Here is a 19,412-nt window from a genome sequence, read left to right as displayed (position 1 = left end):
CAAAGCGCCGCACCCCTGAGGGGCGCGGCGCTTGAGTAAACCGTGATTGGATCGGTCGACTTCGGTCGGGCTATCTCGTTCAGGCTATCTGAAGCAGGCCACATGACCGCTCCTGCTAGCTGACACGCGCCACAGTGGAACGTGCGCGCCAGAAATCCAGCACCCGCAGCGGGTCACCCACTTCATGGGCCTTGTGTTGCGCATTGTGCGCCATGGCACGCGTCGCATCACGATCGCCCAGCAGGCGCTCGAGGGCGGCTATCCATTCTGCCAGATCATCCCCGACCAACAGGCCATCGACGCCATCCTCGATCAGATCGGCATAGGGCGCCCGGCGACTGTAGATGCCCACCCCGCCCATGCGGGTGATATCAAGAAATCGCAGCCAGGAAGCGGCACGGTTGTCGGAGGTTCCTATCAAGGGTGCCAGGCCGATGGCGATCCGACGCCGCGAGCAATAATCCTGAAAGCCCTCCCAGCCCAACGCCTCCATCGTCTTGAGGCGGGGAATGTCGCTGAGTGCCAGCGGTAGATGGCGCCCCATCATCAGCTCCACCTCACTGTCGGAATGCCGCGTCTGGATATCGCGCAACACGGGGGCCAGCGCCACGATATCGTCACGATGTGACAGAGTGCCGTGAAAGCCGATGCACCAATCGCTCTGCTCGAGATGGTGAAGGTCCGGCAGCTTGCCAGTCAGTGGCGGCGTCAGCAGGCTGACTTTGGGGTGCAGGCTCGCCAGAGCGGCCTCCAGCTGCTCGCTGACCACGACGATTTCATCCGCCAGCGTGAACAGTCGCTGCTGCAATTGAGCAGCCTCAGAGCCTGCTTCAGGGGTAGAGTGGCTCTCCTCCGCTGCCAACGACTCAGGCGAATACAGATGATCGACGAGGTAACAGATACGACCGAGCTGCTCACGGTGTGCTTCCAGCATCTCGATCCATTCCCGCCCCAGGCTACGCGCGATCAGTAGGCAAGCACCGGTAAGGCGCGCCAGGGCAAGCTTGGGGGAGAACTTCCAACGACGGGTTTCAAAACGCTCGACACGTGTGCCTTCCTTGCGCAACGCGGCCATGGCAGGCAGGAAGAAGTAGATATCTTCCAGCGCCTGGGCTTCATCACTGAGTACGATCCAACGGGGAGTGGTCGGGAAGGCGGTCATGTCAGTCTCCTTTACTCGAGGCATTCATGGTCCCGGCACGTTCGGCGTGACCGCCAAACAAGCGCGAGCGAGAGCACACACTGACTCTGGGACGCTTACTTTGAGCTTAATGATTTCTGGGCATCACACCACTCAAATTTTGCTGGTGTGTGTAGCGGATGTAATCAACGTGTTACCTGCGTTGGACGCCAAATCGCCGCTGGCAGCGCCCCGTTTGGACGGTCCAAGTCCAGAAACGACAAGGCCCGCAGGGTTAGCTGCGGGCCTTGTAGGTTGGGATCATCTCGCTGAAGTCAGCGTGAACGCCAGAAGTTCGTACACGCCTCTACAGCGCCAATATCTCGGGCTTTCTGCAATGCCCGCTCTGCCATGACCTGCGTGGCGGCTGGGTCAGCCAGCAATTGCTCCAGCGCTGCCCGCCACTCGCTGGGGTCGTCCCCCACCAAAAGCCCATCGACGCCATGCTCGACGATCCGGTCATACGGCGCCCGACGACTATAGATACCGACACCGCCCATCGCGGTGATATCGAGAAACTTGATCCACGACTTGCCTTGATTGAACGGCGTCTCCAGAAGCGGTGCGAGCCCGATCTGGATGCGGCGTGTCGCCTGATACTGTTGAAAAGCCTTCCAGGGCAGCGCCTCCGGGGTCTCCAGCCGCGCGATACCGCAAAATGATTCAGGCACGTGCCGCCCCATCATGATCTCGAGGCGTGCCTGGGAATGTGAGGCCATCACTGGCGTGAGTGCTGGCGCCAGATGCGCGATGTCATCACGATGCGCACGGGTACCGTGGTAGCCGATGGTCCAGTCAGACTGAGTGAAATCGGCCAGCTCAGTTTCTGGCGTCAGCATTGGCGGTGTCAGCAGCGAGACATTGGCATGCTCTCGCCCAAGCTGGGCCACCAGCGCCTCACAACAGGCCACTACCTCATCCGCGAGCGCAAGCAGTGCGGGCTGACGCATCGCCAGACCGCTCAGACGCGCGACATAGGCGGTGGGCAATCCATCGGTACGGGTCACGGCGCCAAGATCATCGTCGATCAGATAGACGATACGCCCGATGCGCTCATGATGACGTTCGAGCAGACGCACCCAGCGCTCGCCCAGAGAGCGCACGATCAGCAGATTGGCGCCCGCCAGGCGCCGCAATGCCCATCGCGTCGGCAGGTGGTAGCGGCGTGTATCGAAACGCTCGACGATGGCCCCCTGCTGGCGAAGAGCAGGTGCGGCCGACTCAAGAAAGTAGATATCTTCGGTGGGTCGAGCACCATCGCTGAGAACGACCCACCGCACACTTGCCAAGGGTGAAGCTTCAGCCGACATCAGGACGGGTCCTGCGCACGCAAAGAGTCACGTGTCACGACATGCCAGGAAGACTCGACACCACGCGCTGCGGCACGCTTGTCATCACGCGCCCGCTCCGCCTTGAGCACACGATACTGCAGGCGATTGAGCCATTCGCCGCCCAGCCCCGGCAACGGCAGGAAGGGTGTCGTGCGACTCATTCCCCACAGCGCCAGACGCGAACTGCCCGCCTCGGCAGGGCCACGGCCATGCATGCCGAAGGTATCCGCGATCAACAGCGTGTTGGCAGGCACCTTGAACAGCGTGGGCGCATTGAGACCGAAGCGAGCCAGTGCGCCTTCCTCGACCCGGAAGGACCCTCGCTGGGTATAGCGATTGGCATGCTCACGCGCCGTCAGGCTCATGTGATATTCCCAATCCAGTCGGCCCTTGTTCAACTGCGTGGACTGGGGCACGAACATGATAGGTCCGTTGCGCTCGCTCACCTCCTCCAGGTAAAGCCAGAACTTCATGGTCGGCTGGAAGGTATCCACATGCAGGGACTTCTGCGGGTCGGCCTCAACACTCTCGCGTGCGCCATTGAACACCTTCTCGAGATGCACGATGGGCAGGCGGCGATGGCCGGCGCAGAAACGCAGCAGACGCTTGAGCTGTGGGTCAGCCAGCACTTGCTTAGCCACCGGCAGCTCGCTCAGGGTCTCCGGGTCCAGCAATACACGATGCGTGCGGGTATCACCCTGACAACACTCACGTACCTCACCGGGACCGTGATCATGCACGGTTTCAAGCTCTGCCTTGAGCCGCGCGAACAGCTCTGGCGACAGGAAGTTCTGCTTGAGCAGGTAGCCATCACGCAGATAGGCCTCACGCTCCGCTGTCGGTACGCCTCGACTCAACATGGCCATGCGCCAGCGCATGATCCGAGACGCCGCCTTCACCCGCCAGACGTGCAACCCGCGGCGATTCAGACGCTCACTCCCGATCAGCGGATTGGCGATGAAGGACTTGGCACCGGTGAATAGCGCAAGACCCCACATGGGAGCCTTGAGCAGAAATCGTGAACGGGACATGGCGTTCCTTGCGAGTCGATCTTCAATAGGCAGCTACAGGCATGACGGGACGGCATCCTGCTCAGCGTAACGAAAAGTCTTCGTGGACGAGAGTCAGGTTGGGGTTGTAGGCCGGATCATTATCCAGCTGCTCTGCCCAGGTAGTGCGCATGTACTCACATTCAGAGAGCCAGCGTGCTCGCTTCTTCGGCGTATCATCAGCCCCCCTCGAGATGGATTCGTGATGATACAGCTCTGCATAGGGCGTCCACAGATTTCGGTATCCCGCTTCTCGCACCTTGAGACATAGGTCTACATCGTTGTACGCCACGGCGAGCTTTTCTTCATTGAGGCCGTTGACCTCATCAAAGACCGAACGTCTCAACAGCAGACAGGCTGCGGTAACTGCGGACAGATTCTGGGTAGATTTCAGTCGTCCCTGAAAACCATCTTCATCACGGTTGAAGAAGCGGTGGGCATGTCCGGCAATGCTTCCAAGACCCAGGATCACGCCAGCATGCTGAATCGTGCCATTGGGATAATAAAGCTTGGCGCCGACACATCCGATGTCAGGACGACAGACCTGCGACACCATTTCCGTCAGCCATTCACCGTTCATCGGCTCGATATCATTGTTGACCAACCCGATGATATCGCCACGTGCCTCGCGGGCACCGAAATTGTTGATCGCTGAATAATTGAAAGGCTCGTCCCAGTGCAGTACTCGTACGCGCTCGTCACGTGCGGCAACTTCGCGCATATAGTCAAGTGTCTGCGGACAAGTGCTTTGATTGTCGAGAATCAACAACTCGAAATGCTGATACTCGGTATGCGCAAGGATGGCATCGACACACGGCTTGAGAATCTCTACCCCGTCCCGGGTGGGGACCAGCAACGATACCAAGGGTTGTGATTCCGGCAATTGCCATCTCACGCGGACGTTCTCTCCGGTCCCGTCATTGGCCTCTACCAGCACCTTGCCAGGTTCAGCGGCAGCCGCGACATCATGGCGTGCAAGGTAGTCGCTCACACGCGCCAGATGCCGTGCCCCCCAGCTTCCTTTGTCGGTCACTGTAAAAGAAAGATGATCGTCGGGAACATGCACCAGTACCTGAGGTACGCGCCATATCAGGGACTGGTGGCTCTTACGGGTCGACTCGATCATCTCCAGCGCCAACTGATGGATGAGATCAGTAGCCGTGGCCATCAGGTTATCCTCTACCTCGAGAGAGTCCCGACAGGCTTGCCACTGCTCACGAGACCACAGCCCCAGATGCCCGAGATACGGTGTGGAAAGCAGCAGATCCGGGTTCCAGCCAGGCTTGAAGTTCGGTGAGTGACGATGTCCGTCGTCATCGATGCGGTCTTCATCGCAATACAAGAAACCGGCCTGCGGTTTTTCCTTCATCAGCCGCGCAAAGCACGTCAGCGCATCAGCAGACAGGGTGGCCCCCGTCGTCATCACCCCGACCCAATCACCTACTGCTGTACTGCTGATAGCCGCAAGCGGATCCGTGAAGCGTCCAGTGGCTCGCTCGGGCTCTGCCAACAACGTGATTCGCTCATCACTCGCGCACCTGGCAGCCAACCAATCGTGCTTCTTCAGAGCCCTGTCCGAGGCAGACACCACCAACTGCCAACGTGGATGAGTCTGCGCGATCAGGCTTGTCAGGCTATCGCCAAAGGCATCCCGGCCGGTATCTTCCTCGACGATCATTCCAAGGCTGAACACCATGTCGGAGGTGATCTCCGGCGCGATACGATCGGCCACCTTCGCATTCACGAGGCCTTGGCCCAGTGATTCGACCATACCAATCCACTTAGCGTAATCAGTTATATTGCAGGGATTGAAATGCAAAAATGTCGAATCATAATAATCTAGCGCTATTTCTTTCCATGTTAGTCGCTGTATGTGAGCTTCATGATCGAGTAACATTAATATTTCTTTCTTCCCCAATCCTCTACAGACACGATGATTAGCGGATAATCGCTGTATTAATCGGTCTTTGGCAAAGCGTGGTGTCAGCCATACCAGTCTGAAATGTTTGAGACGGAACGTGCCATGACTATTGATGGGACATAACGTAATACGATGCACACCACGAGGGACACGCAGCATGCGACGCGTAATCTTGCCCGCTCTCAACGGCAGCTCCACCGTATGAATTCGATTGTCCGTTTCGAAAGTGATGATCGCCGCAGCCCCTGTAACGGAGCGCTCCATATCTATCTCGACCATGTTCCAGCCAGGCAACGGCTGAGGCCCTTCCCAGAGAAAAGCGGATGTGTTGGAAAGTGTACGCCACTCTCCATTATCAAGAGGTACTAGATCACTGACTATTCGCAGATAACGCGGTACGCGAATATGCAGAGATAGTGAAAGAAAGGTAGGGGCTCTAGCAGCGGAGGACTGGAGCTGTGATCCCTCAAGAAACGGTGGTGTCAGCAAAACTTTCTTCCATTAAAGGTAAAAGATGACAGAGGCAATTGAAGTCGGGCGACCATACAGCATAACTCTCCCCTCTACATTGGGCAAAGTCAAAGACTGCATCATCATCTGATGAGGGGACTTCAGTGTGCAGTGATATCATCACAGGAAGTATTGTAAAAATTTACCTGCCTCAAGACCGATTTCTTATCTGTGATACGTCGTTGCATCCTCTTGATGCCTTCTCCCCCGGGTCGGATCTCCAGTGCCTTTTGAAGCAGCAGCAATGCATCATCCAGCAAGCCCTGTTGTTCAAAATAAGCGCCCAGTTCTCGAAGGCGGTCGGCTTCTTTCATTTTGCTACTGGCGATAATGCCACGCGCGCGCGCATTCAAACTTATCGGGGCAGTTGGTTCCTCAAAATCAAGGCCCAAGAGGTCCAGAAGTTTCAGGAAGGCATAGCCTTGACGGCCACTCTCATATTGTGAATAAGCTTCCTTCTTGATAGCGTCCAACTCCTTGGGACATTGCGCCTCAAGGTATACCAAGGGACGATAAGGGCTGCATAATTCAGACGTACGCGCTCTTTTCTTTCCCCGAGGAGGAAAAAGTATATCTCGGTCCAATGATGGGAAGCGCTGCATGACAGGTTCCATTGCAGCTAGGAACATATCATTGATCTCTTTATACAACGGTTCGGGGATGTCCTGACTTCCCAGCGAACCTTCCTCAGGATGTAGGTCAGAGTAACCCTGCAAGGCCCAGTCGATTTCATGCCCAATCTCGGGCGGCAACTTGCCCAGTACCGTATTCAGGATGCGCTTGAGCTCAAGCGCAGAACGTACATAACTGCGGTTGGTAATCTTGCGCTCTGGAAGCAATGGCGCAAACTCAGAAGCTGGCATACCAAGTTCTTCAAGAAATACTGCCTCAATCTGAGGCTGATCTGCGCCCGGCTTCTGGTAAGTCAAGAAGCGGCAGTTATCATCACCGAAAGCATCTGCCCACTGGAGCAATGGCATCCCCACAAGTCTGGGTTTACCGTTGCGCATCACGGGTGCCAGATGATTGGACAGACGCCACGTTTCACCATGACGCTTGATGCCCTGATTGTGATTGCCCATCAGGTAATCGATCGGCGCACGCACGAAAGCAACGACACGAATGTCATCCGGGGTCAGCTGGGCATGCTTATGCAACAAGGTATGAAGCGCCTGGGCCTGGTTGAAGAAAGACTCCGAGGAAAGCACTAGCTTCAAGCCCTTCTTGTGTGCGTGAGCCAGCCACTTGTCCAGCAACGCCTTAGCGCCCTCGAGATCTCCCTCGCGCAGGGCGCCGCCCAATTGCCCATGCCCCCCGGATACCCCATTCTTGTCGATGCCGTGTTCCGGGTAATAGAAGCCATGTTTCTCGAGTACCTTGCGCGAACTCAACATGAAGCTCTGCAAGGCGGATGACCCAGCCTTCGGTGAACCAATATGCAGGAAAATTCTCATATCCCCAGCATTACGGCTAAAGTATACACGATTTTTTACCATTAAATTTTTGATAATATGCATCATTAGGCTCAAAATAAATATAACACGCTACAGGGGTTATAAACTAAACGCCCAAATAAATATTTAGTAATATTACCATCATCACACCAAAACTAATATTATTTAAAACCATTGAATCTCAATACTATCTCAAAAAGGTTAATTCAGGCTCTATGCCCCCCGCTCTATTGAGTAAAAAGAGGACTTCATTGTGCTTTAAAATAGCTTATTTATCACTCGATAGGCCATTTAAGTTAAAGCATTACCGAGGCCGTATATTCATCTCAAAACCCATAGTATCCAGCGGGGGGGGATGATGAACCAGATTACTATACTAAGAGCTTATACTGGAATTAGCTATCATAGTCTCTCAATCAGCTTCTCTACTTTAGTGTAAAGCTGTGTACCCGACAACGCTTTCAATATATTATCTTTATTCTCGTCATCTAAAACTCTCTTAACGACATCTATAACTCTCCTACTATTTAATTGCACATTGTTCTTCTCAATCGAAACAATCTCATCAATACCAATATTCCGATAAAAATCATTCTTTGCGTTCACGTAAGAATCATATGATAACTTTGGCCATGCAAATGAATCATGATTCGAATCGTAATCTTTAGCCTTGTACCCCGGGCGATTTGTCTTTAAGGTCTTTTTTTCACTAGGCCTACCACGAATCGTAGTAGCTAAATATTCTGCTTCAGATCGGTACATTTGGTGAGCTATATATGCGCCACAAACTGATCTCATTGAAGGATCTGCTCTCTGGTCTACAGCTTCACTAAACTTCATAGTATGACCATCAGCATTTATGGGCGAAACGTTTTTTGAGTATTTAGGTTTATGAATACGCACAAACTCTATATCAACGGATTTTATTGGGGTTATTGTTTTAATTTGTGGCGTAATAATATAGCTTGAATCAGGCGATAGCGGCTTAAAAGACACAGGCTCACCAAGTACATTATGCCATAAAAAACATATTGGCCGATCTAAAGGAAGCAATCGCACATAGTTTTTAATTGTTGTTTTGAAATCCCTCGGGACCCAAAATTCATCGATGTCTAAACACATCCACCAATCAATATCATTAGATTTTGCTGCTTCCAAATCTTTTCCATATGCCAAGACTTGTAAACGTTTTCTCATTTCAGGAGGACAGTTATCGATCCAATCCAGTTTCTCATAAGTTACTTTAGGATAAGAGCACATTATAGAACGTAAGATTTTTTCAGATAAATCTGTTGTCCTATTTAAGTAAATATGCAGCTCATCAAAACCAAAATAAATATGATGAAATATCCAGTCAGCTATATAAGCCCCTTCATCTTTAGCTATTGCACAGATTCTTGTTTTCATTTAACACCTTCATCAATTTTATTACGATAATCAGTTAGCTTTTGCTTTATTAACTTGCCAGTAGGTCTTATACGACTCGCTTCCGCCATAAAAAAATTAGCCATTTCTAATTTATTAATGCTTTCTAAAGATAATGCAATATCACGCAAAACATTAGCTGGGTCAACAGAAAGTTTATTTTTGATAGATTTAGCAAATTTTTTATGCTCCATATCTGTCAATGGTCGAGGATCAAACCTGATGATTTTATGAGATAATGCTTTGCTGACAACCGAAAGTTGTGCATTATTGAAATGACTGTATTCAGAAAAGTCTAATGAGTCTTCGTCAACATAAACTGAATATTTATCTTTGTGGCTATGAACTGAATCGTTGACAAATATTATATCCTCAGACAACCTATCGATAACTCTAGCTTGCATGGCTTGAGTCCCAAAGAACTTATCTGACTCAATATTAGGTAATTCATCGCACAATGGATCAGAGATCAGATCACCTGACGCACCTAAATATTTATTGAATTCTCTCTGAAGGTATAATTCAGATTTTGTCAGTGAACGATTGACTTTTTTATTCTCAGGATAAACTAAGCTCTTAGTACTAACTTCCATCCAATCGCACAAAACATGGTCTATATCGTCTTTGCATCTACTATAATTTTTTATAGTAAGTTTGCAATTATTTATATTTCGCGACTGTTTTATAAACTGTTTAACTAAAGCTGGGTGAGAATAGCTTTCCAAAAACTCATTGATAGTCTTAGTACTCCCCCCCCTTTTGATGCTTTGTTGATAGCTAGAAGAAGCATGGTCAAACGGATCTCTAATGAATAATAATATTTCAACCTCAGAGAACTTCAGATTATTAATTTTCTTAACAAGATCGTTGCCTTTACTTGAGATGAAATCATGAAAAAGAACCTCACTACTAAACAAAAACCTAGAATTTTTATTGTGATTGTTAGAGAAATCATAATGCGACAACAGATTTCCATTACCCGATGTTACTTTGCCCTGCATTGCTCTAGAAGCACCATTATTTAATGGATACACTATATCTAATCGCTTAAAATTCTCCTGAGATCCAGCTAATATAGACTGCAGATAACTAGAGCCTGTTTTGCCATGACCAACATGCAAATAGAGTGAACTCACTTCTTCCCCCTTAATGGTGACAGTATAATATTAGACAATTTTTCTACATCGTTTACTATCTGAGGGTTCAGTAGCCAATTGGTAGATGGTACCTCTTTGGATACTCGTTTAGGATTGCTTGGTTCATTAACCAACAAGTCAGCATGCTGCCCAGTCATAATATTATATACGTTCTTGTCGAATCCTGTATCCCCAAGCTCAATACTCCTATTGTACTCTTTAACTTTCGAGACAATATTTTCAATTAGTCGAATATTCTCATCCCTGTTACGAAAATAAATTTCTCTAACATTACTACCAAAGAGAATGTTCTCACTCTTCGCACGATGATTAAGGTATCTGATGACTTCAATTTCAGAGAGGTCAACCATTTTATTTATAACTTGCACTTCGTCTTTAATTACAGGCTCAAGATCAAGTGCTTTAAAAAAAGTCCTAAGCATTTCATTTGAATCATTAGCAGTATCATAGTCAATAATTTTTACAGCTTCCCTACCAAATATACTCAAAGCTAAATTTATATGTTTAAAGTTATTGACTTCTGGGCTTTGCATTGGCTTGAATAGGTGTGCTGTAAAATAGCTATCTACTGAATCCAAGCCTCCGTGTTTTATTTCTTCTTGCCAGCGCGATAATAGCCTTAGGGAAGGACGCCTAATATAATATATAAGCGTCACCTTCATTCCTTCGGATATTTTAAGCAGCTTTTCAAGGCCATACTTGCTTAAAGATATAAAGTTTTCGCTTGAAAGTAACACATTTTTATATTCAACAGCATTTTTTAAAAGCGTGCTTTTTACGTCCTCAACATCATCTTGGCCATTTAATGCGTTCAACAAATAATGATGCCCATAAAAGAGATAGTAATTTTTAGGATAAATGATATTTGACTGACTTAATACCTGAGATTTCTCATGAAAACATTTCTGTAAATAAGTCGACCCTGTTTTATGAGGGCCCATGTGTAGGATCAAATTTTGCATTTTCATTCACCAATAAACGGGTTACGGCCGATCTGGCTTACCAGAGTGCCCCATTTCAGAATCTGGGCTTCATCAAGTGCCTCATCGCCCCTCAGGACGTCCGGCATTCCGAGGGCGCGCCACTTGTCCATCGGATGAAGAATATGGAAGGTCGCCAAGCCCATGTCGCCTGGGCGCTGTGCATCGGCCACGACATTGTCACCGATATGCAGATGGCGCCGTCCCTCCTCACGAGCCAGGTCCTCCTTGACCATCGCCCACATGGTGCCACTGTCCTTGCGCTTGCCTTCCTCGCTGGACACCATCAGACGATATGCCGCCGAGATACCGGCCTTGCGCAGCATCAGGCCCACCTGGTCACGCGTATAGTAGGTATCAGAGATGACCCACAGTACATAACCTGTAGACCCGAGATGATTGAATAGTTCCACCATCTCGTCCTTGGGCTGGATCATCGCGAGATCCAGCTCGAATTCACGCTTCATCCATCCCTGCGCGACACCCTTGGTGACCTTGTACACATCTGCCAGTTCGTCATAAATGGCGTCGATGCTAATATCGCCCTGGAAGCTGGCACGCTTGCGAAGCGTGAATTCAGCCTCATTGCGCGTCTTCACGAAATCATGGGCAGAGGTGGCGATCCCCTGACCCACCAGCCACTTGCCCAGCTTGAGCTTGGCATAGTCCGGCACGGTGAACTCGCGACGCACCAGCGTATCAAAGACATCGAAGCTGATGATCTGATGCGCCTGGATGGCCGGCATGTGCTGCTCGATGGAGCCGTGATAACTCGCGGTTATGTAACTCTGGTCTACCGTGAACTCCCCACCGGACGGGTAATAGAAGAACTGCCGATACCCGAGACTCTCGGCCTGAGCGCCGAGAATACGTTCCAGCGCATGCAGCTTGGAGCCATCGTTGGGCAGGGGTTCCTCGGGGAAATCTTCATACTTCCAGCCCTTGCCGATGATGCCCTCAAGCGCCTGCGGGCGGGCCCAGAACATGCCACCCGCGGGATAGCTCAGGAAGTCGCTGACGTGCTCGATATCCAGCGCCTGCTGCCATTCCCGCATGAAAGCCTTGTTCATGGTCTGGTGATTCACCCAGCTAGGCATCATCCAGAATGTCGTCGGGTAATAGACACCGAGTGTCTCGTCCTGAGCGAAGGCATTGAGGGCACGCTTGACGACGGATTTGTCACTCAGCAGGAATTCAGTGAGGTAATCGGCCCACTGAGTCTGCTCACGACCGGAATACAGAGACTTCTTGGAATGCAGGTGGCAGAACAGGTCGTACTGCTGCAATACATCGCCAAACTCGACCAGCAAGGGGCCGAAGTTGCGCCCACGATTGGGCACATGCCGAATTTCTACCCGCTTGACGCACGCATGCTTCTCGAACATCTTGCGTGCATGTGCTTCGTTCACGCCCTTGGCAAGAGTCAGCAACACATCCACCTGGATGGGCATATCATCCAGTGCCTGGGCGAAACGCTCGATGAAATCCTCATAGAAGACGTGCAGACACACCGCCATCTTCAACTGGCTGGCCGTCTCGGTGAGCGTGGTATCCAGAGGCATGCGCGTCTGAGGCACCCAACGCGGCGTCAGGGGCACATGCTGGCGCCCCTCCTGCTTGCCATTTTTCAGATAATGGAACAGCGGGCTCTGTTGGTCATAGAACACATCCATGTACATCCGATGGTAGCTTTCCCCATCGAATGCCGGTGAAGGGTGAATCGGCGCGAAGCGTGACTTGTGGAGATAGTCCTTGAAGGCATGTGCCGGCGAGGAGAATTTTTGGCCATAACGCTGCTGATACCAGCTGGCATCGAACAGGCCCAAGGCTTCGGCTTGCTCGAATTCACTCAGTTGCGCCTTTGAAAGCGACACGGAGTTGCGTTTGGAAAAGACATTGAAGAGTTTCATAAAAGCTCTCGATCAGATGTTGAAAAGGACCAACGGGTTCAAGATGCCATTGCCCGAAAAGTCATCGTCGACGAAGAACAGGTGCCACGCGCATTGCGGAATGGCGCCCTGTCGTGTCGCGAAGTTTTCATACATCTGCTCGACCTCCTCCGGCGTGAAGCTGACCCCCGCAGCCAACCACTCAGCCACCTGCTCGATGGCGCCATCGAAGACTTCCTGCATGTCCTGGAAGTGACGCTGTGTCGCCGCTTGGCGGCCATAGCAGAATTCGAAGCCACCATCGCTGTCCTGACGGACATCCACCACCTGTCCATGCGGCGCCGTCATCAACGATTCGAACAGCAACGAGCGATCCAGCATCTGATAACCCTCGCCCCAGCTGACGCCTTCCCGGAAGACACCGGCGAGATTGGCTGTCGTCCCGCCCTGCAAGGACTTGCCAGGCTTGGTCGCCACATAGTAGAGACCGAAGGTCTCGCGCTGGAGCATGCGGGTCAGTAGCTTCTGGATCGTGCCGGAGTAACCCAGATCCAGCATGACCGGCGCAGCCCCTTCAGTCAGACCCAGCGCCGTCAGATAGGCCATCACGCCCTGTCGTGTCGGTGCGACCAACGTCTTCAATCTCTCGAGATGCGGTGTCAGCCATGTGACGACATCTTCCTGCTGCTCAGGGAGCTTGACGTGCATCTGCAGCAGTTCGACTGGCAGTACGCTGAAGGACTCATGCATCTGCAAGCCGAAACGCTTGCGCATCAGGTCCAGCATGCCGCCTTCAAAATCATTGCCAAGCGCCAGGGGCCAGAGGAAGGCTTCCCCGAGATTGGCCCGGAACAGCAACGTACGAGAGACCTTGAGATACCGTGGTGAGTGCTCAAATGTCACCAGGTTGCGTGCCTGCAGCTGCGTCAGAAGACGCTCGAAGCACCAGCCCTCACGGGCCAGACATACCGGTACACGTCCCGCACCTTGCGCTTCCACTGCCTTTGCATACACCAGGAAGGCAGGCCCCATGAAACTGGCACCGAATTCCCTGAGTGCCTGACGCGTATTCTTCATCTTTTCACCAATCCATTAGCTTACGAGCTGGAGATTTTTCTGACTGGCATAATGCTGTTCATGTCATTCAAAAACAGCGGCTGACTCGAAAGATTCACCAGCTTCATCCTTGCCAGAGAGCAGCGGCACTTCGCCATTCACCAACGGCCATTCGACCCCGACGCTGGCGTCATTCCATTTCAGTGAGTACTCATCCCCCGGGGCATAATAATCCGTGCACTTGTACTGGAATTCCGCGGATTCGGTGATGACATAGAAGCCATGGGCGAATCCAGGCGGCACCCACAGCATCTGCTGGTTGTCTTCGCTCAGATGGGCGCCGACCCACTGACCGAACGTCGGGCTGCTCTTGCGCATGTCCACGGCCACATCGAAGACTTCCCCCTGGGTGACACGCACCAGCTTGCCCTGGGGCTGGTTCAGCTGGTAGTGAAGGCCACGCAGAATACCCTGACGGGATTTGCTGTGGTTGTCCTGCACGAAGGTGTAATCACCACAGTGTTCGACGAATTCGCTCTGGCGAAAGGTCTCCATGAAGAAGCCGCGCTCGTCACCGAATTTTTGCGGGGTCAGCAGCACAACATCCGGGATGGAGAGTTTTTCAAAATTCATGCAAGAATTGCTCCGTGTCGGGGGAGAAATAACGTTGGCAGCAAGATGTCTCAATCTCTTTGCTCGTCAACCATCTTTCACCAAACCTCATCTTGCCAAGCGGCCTTGTGTAGTGAAGTGGTCCCCGGAATTCGGACCAGGCGCTAAGCTCTGATCAGACCGACCAGGAGAGCTTGATCATGAGCAGGAAACGTCGACAGTACAGCAGTGAGTTCAAAGCCAAGGTAGCCCTCGCCGCCCTCAAGGGAGAGCAGACCACGTCGGAGATCGCGGCCCGCTTCGAGATCCACCCCACCATGGTGAGTCAGTGGAAACGCGAACTGCTGGACAATGCCACCGGCGTCTTCGAGAGCAAGAGTTCCGGTAAAACCGCTCAGAAGACCCAGGAGGAGATCGATACGCTCTACCGCGAGATCGGCAAGCTGACGGTGGAACGGGATTTTTTGTCACGCGGGCTCGGTCGTTGAGCCGGGCCCAGCGCGTGGCACTGGTCGAGCCGCAGGCGCCCGACATCAGCCTCCGGCGTCAGTGCCAGCTACTCGGTATCAGTCGCTCCTCAATGTACTATCAGCGCAAGGCGCTAGGGGCCTATGACCTGGAGTTAATGCGTCTGATCGACGCGGAGCATCTGCGCACACCGGTCTATGGCTCACGACGGATGTCAGCCCATCTCAATCGCCAGGGATACGCGGTGAACCGCAAGCGCGTTCAGCGATTGATGCGCGAGATGGGCCTACAGGCTATTTATCCAAAGCCATGCACCAGCCGGCCGGGCGTGGGGCATCGGATCTATCCTTACTTGCTGCGGGGGCGGGTCATCGACCGCCCCAATCAAGTGTGGGCGACCGATATCACATACATTCCCTTGGCGCGCGGGTTCATGTACCTGGTGGCCATCATGGACTGGCACAGCCGTCGCGTGCTGGCCTGGCGGGTCTCCAACACCCTGGATACGGACTTCTGTATCGATGCTTTGGAGGAAGCCTTGGCGCGCTATGGAAAGCCCGAGATATTCAATACAGATCAAGGCTGTCAGTTTACCAGCCAGGCGTTCACCGAAGTGCTGGAAGCCCATGATGTCCGGATAAGCATGGATGGCAAGGGATGCTATCAGGACAACATTTTCGTGGAACGACTCTGGCGCAGCGTGAAGTACGAGTGCGTTTACCTGAAGGCTTTCGAGAGTGGCGCCCACTTGCGAAGGGATCTGAAGTGTTACTTCGCTTGGTACAACACGGAGCGGCCCCACCAAGGGCTGGACGATGCTATACCTGATGAAGTGTACTTCTCTCAACCACTGACCCAGGCGGCCTGACGCCGATGATGACCTGATCCGAGCTTAGACGACCCGTCAGGTGGTCCAAAGGATGGGGTCCACTTCAGTAGGGCAGCATCATCACTGTCAGGGTTGCCTCGCAAAACACAGCGATGAAGAAAATGGTCCATACCATCACCTCGCTGCTCTCCAAGAAACACATCGCCGCCTGCTATAAAAATTCCCGCAGCCGTCGTCATGGTCGGGACGACTGCGGGAGCTTGGCTACATTAGCATTGCCTTTAGCCAATTCGTACCAAAGGCATGACACAGCTCATCATGGACTTTCATTGCAGGACATGTCATTGCAGGGCATGTCATTGAGGCTGTGTCATCGATCGCCGTATCACTGATTGCCGCGGAGCTTGTCATCCAGACGCTTAAGCAGGTACTGGCCGTAGCCGGTCTTCTTGAGTGCCGTGCCCTGCTCCTCAAGCTGCTCGTCGGTGATCCAGCCATTGGCCCATGAAATCTCTTCCAGGCACGCCACCTTCAAGCCCTGGCGGTGCTCGATGGTCTGCACGTACTGGCCAGCTTCCAACAGGCTGTCATGGGTGCCGGTATCCAGCCAGGCGAAGCCACGGCCCAGGCGCTCGACACGCAGGTCACCACGTTCTAGGTAAGCATTGTTGATGCTGGTGATTTCTAGCTCGCCACGCTCGGACGGCTTGACGGTCTTGGCAATCTCGACCACATCATTGTCGTAGAAGTAGAGGCCAGTCACGGCATACGGTGACTTGGGCTTCAGCGGCTTCTCCTCGATGGACATCGCCTTGCCGGACTCATTGAACTCCACGACACCGAAGCGCTCTGGGTCCTGCACCAGATAGCCGAAGACCGTGGCGCCGCCCGGCTGGTCCGCCGCACGCTTCAACTGATCAGAAAAGTGCTGACCGTGGAAGATGTTGTCACCCAGCACTAGGCAGACGGAATCATCACCGATGAATTCCTCACCGATGATGAAGGCCTGCGCCAGGCCATCCGGGCTCGGCTGCACAGCATATTCGAAGCGCACGCCGTACTGCTCACCATTGCCCAGCAGCTTTTCATATTGCGGCAGGTCTTCCGGAGTGGAGATGACCAGGATCTCGCGGATACCGGCCAGCATCAGGACAGAGACCGGATAAAAGATCATCGGCTTGTCATAGATCGGCAATAGTTGCTTGGAAACACCGCGAGTTATCGGATGCAGTCGTGTACCGGAACCGCCGGCGAGAATGATGCCCTTGCGCGCCATATCAAAATTCCTTGTCGTAGCGACGTGTAGCGTTCTATTTAGAGAAGATCAAGTGCCGCGGATTGCCACACGCTGAGAATGATCCAGCAATGTTACAGACACTCCGGCCTCAGCGATCCAGATGTTCCTGAAGCGTCAGCGCTAGTTGAGACTGCCAGTCAGGCAGTACGATGCCGAGAGCTGACTCCAGTTTTTCAAGTGCAAGCCGCGAATTCAGAGGGCGTGTCGCAGGCGTCGGGTACTCTGCCGTCGGGATGCCGCCAAGTGTCTGTGGGTCGATCGCCAGGGTTTCGCCCTGCTCAATGGCCTGACGGAAGATGGACTGGGCGAAACCATGCCAGCTGGTGGTGCCCTGCGGGGCCAGGTGATACAGGCCACTGGCTATCTGCTGACGCAGTGCCTCACAGGTGAGCTGCGCGATCAGACGCGCCGGTGTCGGTGCGCCGACCTGGTCATTGACGATGTTGAGGCTGCCACGCTCGCTCCCCAGCTTGAGCATCGTCTTCATGAAGTTGTTGCCGCGTGCGGCATAGACCCAACTGGTACGGAATACTAGATGACGGCAATCACTCGCCAGTACCGCCTCATCGCCTGCCAGCTTGCTTTCCCCATAGACTGACAGCGGCGCCGTCGGGCTATCTTCGCGCCAGGCCTGGTCACCATCACCGGGATAGACATAGTCCGAGGAGTAATGCACCAGTGTCGCGCCCAGCGCGCTGGCCTTTTCTGCCAGCAACGCCGGCAGCTCGGCATTGAGACGCATGGCGCCCTCGCGCTCCTCTTCTGCCTTGTCGACAGCCGTCCAGGCCGCCGCATTGAGGATCAACTGGGGCTGCCAGGTGTCAATCAGTGCGGCGACAGCGTCAAGATCACTGGCATCGACGTCGCTGCGGCGCGGTGCATGCACCTCACCGAAGGGAGCGAAGCTGCGTTGTAATTCAAAGCCGACCTGGCCATTGCCACCCAGAATCAGAATGCGACCAAAGCGATCGGAAGTCGTCATCATCAGCTCCCGGTACCCAGACGTTCACCACGGTAGCTGCCATCCTGCACGCGCTGCCACCAACTCTCATTGGCCAGATACCACTCGACCGTCTTGCGCAGGCCTGTCTCGAAGGTTTCCTGTGGCACCCAGCCCAGCTCGCGTTCGATCTTGGCGGCATCGATGGCATAGCGCACATCGTGACCGGGGCGATCCGTCACGTAGCTGATGAGGTCCTCGTACTTGGCAATGCCAGCGGGCTTCTCGGGTACCAGCTCTTCCAGCAGTGCACACAGTGTCTTGACGACTTCGATGTTCTGCTTCTCGTTATGGCCGCCGATGTTATACGTCTCGGCGATTTCCCCTTCGGTAGCGACCTTGATCAGCGCACGGGCATGATCTTCCACGTACAGCCAGTCACGTACCTGCTTGCCATCGCCATACACCGGCAGCGCCTTGCCCGCCAGAGCATTCAGGATCATCAGCGGGATGAGTTTCTCGGGGAAGTGGTACGGCCCATAATTGTTGGAGCAGTTGGTCACCAACGTCGGCAAGCCATAGGTACGCTGCCAGGCACGCACAAGATGATCCGAACTTGCCTTGCTCGCAGAGTACGGTGAACTCGGCGCATACGGGGTCATCTCGGTGAAGAGATCTTCTGGCCCTTCCAGATCGCCATACACCTCATCGGTGGAGATGTGGTGGAAACGGAAGCCAGCGGCCTTCTCGGCATCAGACTCCTTCAAGCTCTTCCAATATTGACGCGCCGCTTCCAACAGCTGATAGGTGCCAACGATATTGGTCTCGATGAAATCCGCCGGGCCATCAATGGAGCGATCCACGTGGCTCTCGGCCGCCAGGTGCATCACGATATCCGGCTGGAATTCTGCGAAGACAGCCTTCATCTTTTCGCCATCGCAGATATCGGCCTGTACGAAGTGATAGCGCTCAGAATCCGCAATCTCCTCCAAAGATTCGAGGTTACCGGCGTAGGTCAGCGCATCGAGGTTGATGACAGTATGTTGTGTGGAGCGAATCAGTTCACGGACAACCGCGGAGCCGATGAAGCCGGCACCGCCGGTCACAAGGAATGTTTTACACATGAATTTTGCCTATAAATTATGAATGAGCACGCTACCGCCGCCCCGAGCCCCATCAAGGTCAGGTAGATGAGCGAAGTATGACTTCTCTCTTCCCTAGCAATTTACGGGCCACCACACCGGTAACGAGCTTGCCTAGTGAGCGCTACCTACTTAAATCATTAATTATTCTGCCACAACACAATAAAAAATT

15 protein-coding genes are annotated in these 19,412 nt (G+C 53.0%); 1 reads left to right on the top strand and 14 read right to left on the bottom strand.

Annotation, left to right across the window (positions count from 1 at the left end; translation table 11 throughout):
- Positions 1-115: 115 nt before the first annotated feature.
- From ACZYGA_RS16295 to rfbC, 11 genes are all read right to left on the bottom strand, one after another.
- A complete protein-coding gene (locus ACZYGA_RS16295; RefSeq protein ID WP_479399667.1) occupies positions 116-1,162 on the bottom strand; it encodes a glycosyltransferase family protein in 1,047 nt (348 codons plus the stop codon).
- Between the two features lie 293 nt (positions 1,163-1,455).
- A complete protein-coding gene (locus ACZYGA_RS16290; RefSeq protein WP_479399665.1) occupies positions 1,456-2,490 on the bottom strand; it encodes a glycosyltransferase family protein in 1,035 nt (344 codons plus the stop codon).
- A complete protein-coding gene (locus ACZYGA_RS16285; protein WP_479399663.1) occupies positions 2,490-3,542 on the bottom strand; it encodes a phytanoyl-CoA dioxygenase family protein in 1,053 nt (350 codons plus the stop codon). The genes ACZYGA_RS16290 and ACZYGA_RS16285 overlap by 1 nt, the downstream gene beginning before the upstream one ends.
- Before the next feature lie 61 nt (positions 3,543-3,603).
- Entirely contained in the window at positions 3,604-5,760 is a 2,157-nt protein-coding gene (locus tag ACZYGA_RS16280; RefSeq protein WP_479399661.1) for a glycosyltransferase family 2 protein, read from the bottom strand.
- A 332-nt stretch (positions 5,761-6,092) separates the two neighbouring features.
- Entirely contained in the window at positions 6,093-7,508 is a 1,416-nt protein-coding gene (locus ACZYGA_RS16275; RefSeq protein ID WP_479399660.1) for a hypothetical protein, read from the bottom strand.
- A gap of 339 nt (positions 7,509-7,847) precedes the next feature.
- Positions 7,848-8,852: a glycosyltransferase family 2 protein gene (locus ACZYGA_RS16270; protein WP_479399658.1), complete on the bottom strand. Its 1,005-nt coding sequence runs from the start codon at positions 8,850-8,852 to the stop codon at positions 7,848-7,850.
- On the bottom strand, positions 8,849-10,006 hold the full coding sequence (locus ACZYGA_RS16265; RefSeq protein ID WP_479399656.1) for a hypothetical protein: 1,158 nt from the start codon (positions 10,004-10,006) through the stop codon (positions 8,849-8,851). Before ACZYGA_RS16265 ends, ACZYGA_RS16270 begins: the two co-directional genes overlap by 4 nt.
- Positions 10,003-10,989: a hypothetical protein gene (locus tag ACZYGA_RS16260; protein WP_479399654.1), complete on the bottom strand. Its 987-nt coding sequence runs from the start codon at positions 10,987-10,989 to the stop codon at positions 10,003-10,005. The genes ACZYGA_RS16265 and ACZYGA_RS16260 overlap by 4 nt, the downstream gene beginning before the upstream one ends.
- A 2-nt stretch (positions 10,990-10,991) precedes the next feature.
- A complete protein-coding gene (locus tag ACZYGA_RS16255) occupies positions 10,992-12,917 on the bottom strand; it encodes a rhamnan synthesis F family protein (protein ID WP_479399652.1) in 1,926 nt (641 codons plus the stop codon).
- Positions 12,918-12,929: 12 nt separating this feature from the next.
- Positions 12,930-13,973, bottom strand: a complete 1,044-nt coding sequence (locus ACZYGA_RS16250; protein ID WP_479399650.1) for a hypothetical protein — start codon at positions 13,971-13,973, stop codon at positions 12,930-12,932.
- A 63-nt stretch (positions 13,974-14,036) separates the two neighbouring features.
- Positions 14,037-14,585, bottom strand: coding sequence for a dTDP-4-dehydrorhamnose 3,5-epimerase (gene rfbC, locus ACZYGA_RS16245; RefSeq protein ID WP_479399649.1), 549 nt, complete (start codon positions 14,583-14,585; stop codon positions 14,037-14,039).
- Between the two features lie 179 nt (positions 14,586-14,764).
- Between rfbC and ACZYGA_RS16240 the strand changes: the two genes are divergently transcribed.
- Positions 14,765-15,900 (top strand): IS3 family transposase gene (locus ACZYGA_RS16240; protein WP_479399647.1). Its coding sequence is split into 2 segments (ribosomal slippage): positions 14,765-15,023 and positions 15,023-15,900, totalling 1,137 coding nucleotides; the frame shifts between segments, so codons are not numbered across the junction.
- Positions 15,901-16,246: 346 nt separating this feature from the next.
- On the opposite strand, the gene rfbA is transcribed toward ACZYGA_RS16240, so the two are convergent.
- From rfbA to rfbB, 3 genes are all read right to left on the bottom strand, one after another.
- Positions 16,247-17,137, bottom strand: coding sequence for a glucose-1-phosphate thymidylyltransferase RfbA (gene rfbA / locus ACZYGA_RS16235; protein WP_479399645.1), 891 nt, complete (start codon positions 17,135-17,137; stop codon positions 16,247-16,249).
- A 109-nt stretch (positions 17,138-17,246) separates the two neighbouring features.
- The gene (gene rfbD / locus ACZYGA_RS16230; protein ID WP_479399644.1) at positions 17,247-18,140 is read right to left on the bottom strand and encodes a dTDP-4-dehydrorhamnose reductase; all 894 of its coding nucleotides are present in this window, start codon (positions 18,138-18,140) and stop codon (positions 17,247-17,249) included.
- Between the two features lie 2 nt (positions 18,141-18,142).
- Positions 18,143-19,222: a dTDP-glucose 4,6-dehydratase gene (gene rfbB / locus ACZYGA_RS16225; RefSeq protein ID WP_479399642.1), complete on the bottom strand. Its 1,080-nt coding sequence runs from the start codon at positions 19,220-19,222 to the stop codon at positions 18,143-18,145.
- Positions 19,223-19,412 lie beyond the last annotated feature (190 nt).

Source organism: Cobetia sp. BL01 (genome assembly GCF_056493605.1).
The sequence above is the reverse complement of the archived record's forward strand: the minus strand, read 5'-3'. Positions and strand labels throughout refer to the sequence as shown.

Coding starts and splice junctions, on each gene's coding strand:
- ACZYGA_RS16295 (WP_479399667.1), bottom strand. CDS start 1,162: ATGACCGCCTTCCCGACCACTCCCCGTTGGATCGTACTCAGTGATGAA.
- ACZYGA_RS16290 (WP_479399665.1), bottom strand. CDS start 2,490: ATGTCGGCTGAAGCTTCACCCTTGGCAAGTGTGCGGTGGGTCGTTCTC.
- ACZYGA_RS16285 (WP_479399663.1), bottom strand. CDS start 3,542: ATGTCCCGTTCACGATTTCTGCTCAAGGCTCCCATGTGGGGTCTTGCG.
- ACZYGA_RS16280 (WP_479399661.1), bottom strand. CDS start 5,760: ATGGTCGAGATAGATATGGAGCGCTCCGTTACAGGGGCTGCGGCGATC.
- ACZYGA_RS16275 (WP_479399660.1), bottom strand. CDS start 7,508: ATGCATATTATCAAAAATTTAATGGTAAAAAATCGTGTATACTTTAGC.
- ACZYGA_RS16270 (WP_479399658.1), bottom strand. CDS start 8,852: ATGAAAACAAGAATCTGTGCAATAGCTAAAGATGAAGGGGCTTATATA.
- ACZYGA_RS16260 (WP_479399654.1), bottom strand. CDS start 10,989: ATGCAAAATTTGATCCTACACATGGGCCCTCATAAAACAGGGTCGACT.
- ACZYGA_RS16255 (WP_479399652.1), bottom strand. CDS start 12,917: ATGAAACTCTTCAATGTCTTTTCCAAACGCAACTCCGTGTCGCTTTCA.
- ACZYGA_RS16250 (WP_479399650.1), bottom strand. CDS start 13,973: ATGAAGAATACGCGTCAGGCACTCAGGGAATTCGGTGCCAGTTTCATG.
- rfbC (WP_479399649.1), bottom strand. CDS start 14,585: ATGAATTTTGAAAAACTCTCCATCCCGGATGTTGTGCTGCTGACCCCG.
- rfbA (WP_479399645.1), bottom strand. CDS start 17,137: ATGGCGCGCAAGGGCATCATTCTCGCCGGCGGTTCCGGTACACGACTG.
- rfbD (WP_479399644.1), bottom strand. CDS start 18,140: ATGACGACTTCCGATCGCTTTGGTCGCATTCTGATTCTGGGTGGCAAT.
- rfbB (WP_479399642.1), bottom strand. CDS start 19,222: ATGTGTAAAACATTCCTTGTGACCGGCGGTGCCGGCTTCATCGGCTCC.